A 6,790-nucleotide genomic window follows, 5' to 3' on the forward strand; every position below is an offset into this window, starting at 1 on the left:
CCGGTGGGGCTGAGGAGGGGGGCGCGGCACGGGACCTCCGCACGGACCCACAGGGAACTCCACACGGAACCGCCGCCCGTCCGCCGGGTCGGCGGAGGGGCGGCGGTCGGTGGTGCTCGTGTCGCCGTGCCCGCGATCAGGTCCGGCCCGCGGCTCCTCGGCGCCGCAGGTACCAGAAGCCGCCGCCCGCGGCGGCGGCCACCAGGGCCCCGCCCGTGACGAGCGTGATCGTGCCCCGGTCCTCCGTACCGCCCCCGAGTCCACCCCGCACACCGCGTGCGGGCGCGGAGGTCGAGGAGGCCGTCGGCGTGGTGCCGACGGTGACGGTCTGAGGTCCGACGGACGAGTTGTCCTTGCACATGACGAGCACCGTGTAGGTGCCGGCGCTGACGTTCTGCCAGGTACCGCTGCCATTGGTCACGTCCACCTGCCGGCCTCCGGCGAAGCTGGCGTCGGCGCCGCCCATGAGCGAGGCCGTGCCGCCGTTGGCACAGGCGGAGGTGGTGACCTGCACGGTGGATCCGGTGGCGGTCACATTGATCCCGCCGCCCGCGGAAGCCGAAGGTGCACCGAGGATCAGCGGCAGTGCCGCGGCGGAGACGGTCAGGCCGGCCCGGACACATATCTGAGTAGTACGCATGAGACTGCCCTCCGATGGCACGGGAGGCGGAACAACCCATGCGCCGCCGCATGTCGGGAAACGCCCGTGCTACCTGACGAAGAGCCAACGCGCCGGGGCCGCGCGCCGCATGCGGAGGGCCGCCGGGCAGGTGACGGAATCCTTCGTCCGGCTCAGGCCGGTACCTGATCGGCCGTCACTTCGGGCGGGTATCACGGGCGCTCACGGGACCTGTCGGACCGTCAGCGGGGTCTGTCGGACCGTCACCCGGCGTATCAGGGGCCATCCCGGCCCGTCACGGGGCGGGGACCAGCCCGTCGGCGACCAGGCCCTCGTACACCGCCTGCCCGAGCGTCTGGACCGCCGACTGCGGGCGGACCATCACCGTGAACTCCTTGATCCGGCCCTCCTCGTCGAAGTGCAGCAGGTCGATGCCGTGGATCTCCTTGCCCGCCACGGTCGTACGGAAGAGCAGGACGTCCGACTCCGCCTCGCTGCCGTCGGCGCTCGTCCGCGCCTCGCCGGTGTAGGAGCCGACGTACCGGAAGTCCTCGAACGTGCGCAGCAGCACGCCGAAGAGCCCGAGCACCATCGGTCGGCCCTCGAACGGGGTGAACTTCACCGGGCTGTAGAACCGCACGTCCGGAGTGAACAGGTCCTCCAGGGCGGAGAGGTCGCGCTTCTCGACGATGTCGCGGAAGCGGGCGGCGGTGGGGTGCGTCATGGGTCCTCCCGGACGGTCGGCGGCACGAGTGGCGAGGCGCCGTTCGTGACCGGCGCTCCATAGTCATCAATATGACTACTCAGATCGATGACTATGATGGGGGTACGCGGCGACGAAAGGGAAGGGGGTCCGGCGATGGCTCTGCGACACGCGGTGCTCGCGGCACTGCTGGACGGCGAGTACAGCGGCTACCAACTGGCCAAGGGCTTCGACATCGGCGTCGCCAACTTCTGGCACGCGCTGCCCCAGCAGCTCTACGCCGAGCTGGCCAAGCTGGAGGCGGAGGGCCTGGTCTCGGGCCGGGAGGTGGTCCAGGAGGGCCGCCCGAACAAGCGGCTGTTCCGGGTCACGGACGCGGGGCTCGCCGAGATGGAGCGCTTCGCCGCCCGCGCGGCGAAGCCGTCCTTCATCCGCGACGACCTGCTGGTCAAGGTGCAGGCCGTCGACGGCGTCGCGGCGGCGCCGGTGATCGAGCAGCTCACGGAGCGGGCCGCGGTCGCCGACGCCAAGATCGAGGTACTGGACAAGCTTCTGGTGAAGCTGCGGGGCGGTGCCGACGAGGAGGAGTTCCTGCGCACCGGCGAGCGCGTCGGCCCCTATCTGACCTGCCTGCGCGGGCTCGCCTTCGAGAGGGAGTCCCGCGACTGGTGCCGGCGCGCGGCGGCCCTGCTGGAGCAGCGGGCCGCCGCCGCGCGGGGAAAGGGCTGAGCCGGGGGCGGGCCCCGGTCACTCGCCCGTGGTGACCGTCCGCTCGGGGGAGTACCCGCCCCAGGTCCCGTCCGGCAGCTTGGGCCGGATCCGGATGCGGTGCCGCTCCCCGGCCTCCCTGCCGATGTAGAAGCTGTGCTCGGCCCTGTCCTCGGGCGCCGTGCCGCCGAAGACGAGCGAGGTGACGTTGCGGCCGTCCAGCTGGATCTGATACTCCGTCACCGCGCCGCCCGTGCGCGGCGGGGTCCACGACAGGTCGATGTAGTACGCGCCGTCCTTGCGGTGCGTCGCCGCGCGGAATGCGGTGGGTGCCGTGCCGCGCCCCGAGTCCTTGCCCGCCGCGGTGGTGAGGCGGACCTCGGCGCTCGCGGGCGAGAAGTTGTCGGCGGCGTCGCGCGCCTTGACCGTGAAGGTGTAGTCGGTGCCGGGCCGCAGTCCGGTGACCAGCGTCGCCGTCTGCCCGCCGCCCACGCTGTGGATCTTCGAGCCGCCCTGGTAGATCTCGTACGAGGCCACGGCCTTGTCGTCCGTCGACCTGCCCCAGGAGAGCATCGCCGCCCGGCTGCCCTCGGCCTCGCCCTTCAGGCCGGTGGGCCGGGTCGGGGCCCTGCGGTCCGCGGTGGTCGCCTTGGGTGTCGTGACGGTGAGCTTCCTGCTGTCCTCGCTGACGTTCCCCTCGGCGTCGCGGGCGCGGACGGTGAAGGTGTACGTGGTGGAGGCCTCGAGCCCGACGACGTCCACCATGTGGCGGCTGCTCGGCACCTCCTTGACCTTCTTGGCGTCCCGGTACACCTCGTAGGCGGTGACGCCGGTGTTGTCGGCGGCCTGGTTCCACATGACGTGGGCGGTGGTGGCGCTGCCCGTCTGCACGGTCAGGCCCCGGGGCGCGGCGGGCGGGCTGGTGTCCTTGGTGTCCTCGCCGCCCCATCCGCAGCCGCCGAGCGTGGCCGCGGTCGCGGCCACGACGGTCAGCAGGGCCAGGGGGGTGGACAGATGGGGGGTCCGTCGCACGGGGTGCCGCCTTCCACTCGTCGGCATTGGTCCGGACCTATTTGACACAGCTGACGGGGGCACATCAAGGGGCTGGAGGGAGGGGGTCCGTCCCCCGAACGGTGCAGTGGGGGTACGTCTGGGCGCAGATCGGGATATCTGGCCTACAAGCCGTCAGTCATCCCCACGAAGGGTTCTTTCACGTGCGTACCAGAACGGCGGCTCTGGCCGTCGCTGCCGGAGCCGCCCTGCTGGCCCCCGCTTCCTGCCCCGCCGCGGCGCAGCCGCCGTCGACCGGACCGGCCGTCAGATCCCCTGACCCGAGGGGCGATTCGGACGGGCGCGGTGGCGCGAAGGCGCCGATGGGGGTGGCGGGGGCGCCAGGCGCGGTAGGTGTTCCGGGTACGGAGGGCGTGCCTGGCGCGCAGGTTCCGGCCGCCGCCCAGGAGGGCTCCGTGCGGGCCGCCGACCTGCTGGCGAGGACCCGGTCCTGCAAACAGATCTCGCGCGGCAAGTTCCGCACCGACGACGGCGCCGTCGAGAACGTCCCCGTCTGCGGGACGCGCGGCGCGGTCTTCTGGAAGGCCGACATGGACATCGACTGCGACGGGCAGCCGACGAAGGCCTGCAACCGCCGCACCGACCCGCTCTTCTTCCACGCCACGGCCTTCCAGCAGTCCGACGGCCGGCAGCTCAACGCCGAGCGTCTGCCCTACGTCGTCGTGCCGGGGGCCGGGCGCCGCTGGAACCACACCAAGCACGGCATCACCGGCGGCACCGTCGCGGCCGTGATCCACCGCGACCGGGTCCAGTACGCCGTCGTCGGTGACACCGGCCCCACCGACCTCATCGGCGAGGCGTCGTACGCCACGGCCAAGGCGCTCGGCATCCGCGCCGACCCGAGGACGGGCGGCGCGGGCCCCGGCGTCACGTACATCCTCTTCAAGGGGCCGAAGGTTACCCCGATCGAGAGCCACCGGGCCGCGGTCGCGCGGGGCGACGCGCTGGCCCGGCAGTTCGTCCGGCGGAAGTAGCGTCCGCGCGCGGGCTCACACCTTCCGGTAGGTGTACGCCTCCGTGGCCGCCGCCTCCACGGCGGCCAGGTCGGCGCCGGCCGACGCGGTGACCACGGCCGCGACCGCGCCCTCCACGAACGGGGCGTCCACCAGCCGTGCGCCGTGCGGGAGTTCGTCGTCGGCGAGCAGCGCCTTCACGGTGAGGACCGCGCTGCCGAGATCGGTCAGGAGGGCGACGCCCGCGCCGCGGTCGACGTTCGCCGCGGCCGCCGCGATCAGCTCCGTGCTGGTGCCGAGCCCGCCGTCCGCCGTACCGCCCGCGGCGGCGACGGGAGCGGTGGGGCCACCGCCCGCGAGGCCCGTGGCGAGCGCGGCGACCGCCTCCGCGACGGGGGCGCTGTGCGACACGAGCACGACGCCGACCAGCTGTTCCTCAGCCGCCATGGCCGTCCTCCCGCGTCCGGTCCTCCGGCGGTCCGCCGCCCCGCGCCGCCTCGGCGAGCGCCGCGAAGAGCAGCGCCGAGGACGTCGCGCCCGGGTCCTGGTGTCCGACGCTGCGCTCGCCCAGATAGCTCGCTCGGCCCTTGCGGGCCCGCAGCGGTGTCGTCGCGAGGGCGCCGTCCAGCGCCGCCGCCTCGGCCGCGCCGAAGGACTCGGTGAGGGCGTCGAGGCCGGGGTAGAGCGCGTCCAGCATGGTCTTGTCGCCGGGCGCGGCGCCGCCGAGCGCGGCCACCGCGTCGACACCGGTGCGCAGCGCCTCGGCGAACCCGGCCGTGTCGACCTCGGCTGCCTCGCCCAGCGCCTTGCCCGTGCGGCGCAGCAGGGTGCCGTAGAGCGGGCCCGAAGCCCCGCCGACCGTCGAGATCAACTGCCGTCCCGCCAAGGCGAGTACGGCCCCCGGCGTGCCGGGCTCCTCCTTCTCCAGGACGGTCGCGACGGCGGTGAAGCCGCGCCGCAGGTTGCTGCCGTGGTCGGCGTCGCCGATGGGCGAGTCCAACTCGGTGAGCCGGTCCGCCTCGCGGTCGACGGCCGCGGCGGCGGCCGTCAGCCAGCGGCGGAAGAAGTCGGCGTCGAGCACAGGTTCTCCTTGCGTCGTCGGGGGATGGATACGGGGGCGGTGGGATCCGGGCGGGACCGGTACGGGCAGCGGCCCGTCACATGCCCCAGCGCAGCCCCGGTGTGCGGACCGGCGCGTCCCACAGCCGCAGCAGCTCCTCGTCGATCCGGCAGAGCGTGACGGAGGCCCCGGCCATGTCGAGCGACGTCACGTAGTTGCCGACGAGCGTGCGGGCCACGGGGACGCCGCGCTCGACGAGCACGCGCTGTACCTCGGCGTTGAAGCCGTACAGCTCCAGCAGGGGAGTGGCCCCCATGCCGTTGACGAGCAGGAGCACCGGATCGCGCGGGTCGAGGTCCTCCAGGACGGCGTTCACCGCGAAGTCGGCGATTTCTCCGGAGGTCATCATCGGGCGCCGCTCACGCCCTGGCTCGCCATGGATGCCGATACCCAACTCCAGCTCGCCCGAGGGAAGTTCGAAGGTCGGGCTGCCCTTGGCCGGGGTGCTGCACGCGCTGAGCGCGACGCCGAAGCTGCGGGCGTTCTCGTTGACCCGGCGCGCGAGGGACTCGACCCGCTCCAGCGGCATGCCCGCGTCGGCCGCGGCCCCCGCGATCTTCTCCACGAAGAGCGTGGCGCCGGTGCCGCGCCGCCCGGCGGTGTAGAGGCTGTCGTCGACGGCCACGTCGTCGTCCACGAGCACCTTCGCCACCCGGATGCCCTCGTCCTCGGCGAGTTCGGCGGCCATGTCGAAGTTGAGCACGTCGCCCGTGTAGTTCTTCACGACGAACAGCACGCCCTCGCCGCTGTCCACGGCGGCCGCGGCCCGCACCATCTGGTCGGGCACCGGCGAGGTGAAGACCTCGCCGGGGCAGGCGGCCGACAGCATGCCGGGGCCCACGAACCCGCCGTGCAGCGGCTCGTGCCCGGATCCGCCGCCCGAGACGAGGGCGACCTTTCCGGTGACGGGGGCGTCCCTGCGGACGATCACGCGGTTCTCGACGTCGATGATGAGCTCCGGATGCGCGGCGGCCATCCCGCGCAGCGCGTCGGTGACGACGGTCTCGGCGACGTTGATCAGCATCCTCATCGGTACCTCCTGCGGAGACGTGCGAACCCCGGGCCGGTCGCGGACGCGGTCCGGTGGTGCATCCCGGGCCGGTCGCGGACCTCAGGCCAGCATCGACCGGCGGGGCCGTCAAGAGTCCAAGTCCGTTCGCGCGAACGTCCATGGCGGCGCGGGCCCCGCGTGCGTACAACCGGTTCGGCAGCAGTTCCCTCCACAGAGCGGCAGTTCCCCCCACAGAGAGGAACAGCACATGTCCTTCAAGGCCTTTCGTCGCTGCGCCGCGGTCGCCGCGGCCANNTGGCCGGGTCCGCGCACGCGGACGTCGGAGGCGGCAACGTCTCCGTGAGCTGGCAGGTGTCCGGTGCCCCGGCGGCCGGGCTGAGCAATCTCACCTTCCCCATCACCGTGAACACCGCGACGGCCCACAAGAGCGGCATCTACTTCGCCCAGCAGTTCGGCTTCACCAACGCCCCGGACGTCGGCTACACCGGCCTGCAGCCGCGCCCGAACAGCGGCGGCAAGGAAAGACTCTCCGCGCGCTTCTCCAGCTTCGTCGCGGGCACGACGACATCCGACCCGCTCTGCCACGAGGGCGCCGACGGCGGCC

At 73.0% G+C, this 6,790-nt stretch carries 8 protein-coding genes; 2 read left to right on the plus strand and 6 right to left on the minus strand.

Features of this window, described 5'->3' with window-relative positions; translation table 11 throughout:
- Nucleotides 1-136 precede the first annotated feature (136 nt).
- Nucleotides 137-640, minus strand: coding sequence for a hypothetical protein (locus tag AOK22_RS36040; protein WP_055702897.1), 504 nt, complete (start codon nt 638-640; stop codon nt 137-139).
- 274 nt (nt 641-914) lie between these two features.
- Nucleotides 915-1,343, minus strand: coding sequence for a nuclear transport factor 2 family protein (locus AOK22_RS36045; protein ID WP_055702898.1), 429 nt, complete (start codon nt 1,341-1,343; stop codon nt 915-917).
- A gap of 135 nt (nt 1,344-1,478) precedes the next feature.
- Here AOK22_RS36045 and AOK22_RS36050 point away from each other — a divergent pair, with 135 nt between their 5' ends.
- Nucleotides 1,479-2,051: a PadR family transcriptional regulator gene (locus AOK22_RS36050; RefSeq protein WP_055702899.1), complete on the plus strand. Its 573-nt coding sequence runs from the start codon at nt 1,479-1,481 to the stop codon at nt 2,049-2,051.
- 18 nt (nt 2,052-2,069) lie between these two features.
- Here the strand turns inward: AOK22_RS36050 and AOK22_RS36055 are convergent, their stop codons facing one another.
- Nucleotides 2,070-3,089 (minus strand): fibronectin type III domain-containing protein, encoded by a 1,020-nt coding sequence (locus tag AOK22_RS36055; protein ID WP_055702900.1) that lies wholly within the window; start codon nt 3,087-3,089, stop codon nt 2,070-2,072.
- A gap of 314 nt (nt 3,090-3,403) precedes the next feature.
- Between AOK22_RS36055 and AOK22_RS36060 the strand changes: the two genes are divergently transcribed.
- Nucleotides 3,404-4,075, plus strand: a complete 672-nt coding sequence (locus AOK22_RS36060) for a glycoside hydrolase family 75 protein (protein WP_079037054.1) — start codon at nt 3,404-3,406, stop codon at nt 4,073-4,075.
- A gap of 15 nt (nt 4,076-4,090) precedes the next feature.
- Here AOK22_RS36060 and AOK22_RS36065 read toward each other — a convergent pair whose 3' ends face one another.
- The 3 genes from AOK22_RS36065 to dhaK form a co-directional block, all read right to left on the minus strand.
- Entirely contained in the window at nt 4,091-4,501 is a 411-nt protein-coding gene (locus AOK22_RS36065; RefSeq protein ID WP_055702902.1) for a PTS sugar transporter subunit IIA domain-containing protein, read from the minus strand.
- Complete coding sequence (gene dhaL, locus AOK22_RS36070) at nt 4,491-5,135, minus strand: dihydroxyacetone kinase subunit DhaL (protein WP_055702903.1); 645 nt, start codon at nt 5,133-5,135, stop codon at nt 4,491-4,493. Before dhaL ends, AOK22_RS36065 begins: the two co-directional genes overlap by 11 nt.
- 76 nt (nt 5,136-5,211) lie before the next feature.
- Nucleotides 5,212-6,204: a dihydroxyacetone kinase subunit DhaK gene (gene dhaK, locus AOK22_RS36075; protein ID WP_055702904.1), complete on the minus strand. Its 993-nt coding sequence runs from the start codon at nt 6,202-6,204 to the stop codon at nt 5,212-5,214.
- Nucleotides 6,205-6,790: the final 586 nt, after the last annotated feature.

It is taken from the genome of Streptomyces silaceus, assembly GCF_001419745.1.
Classification (GTDB): Bacteria; Actinomycetota; Actinomycetes; order Streptomycetales; family Streptomycetaceae; genus Streptomyces; species Streptomyces silaceus.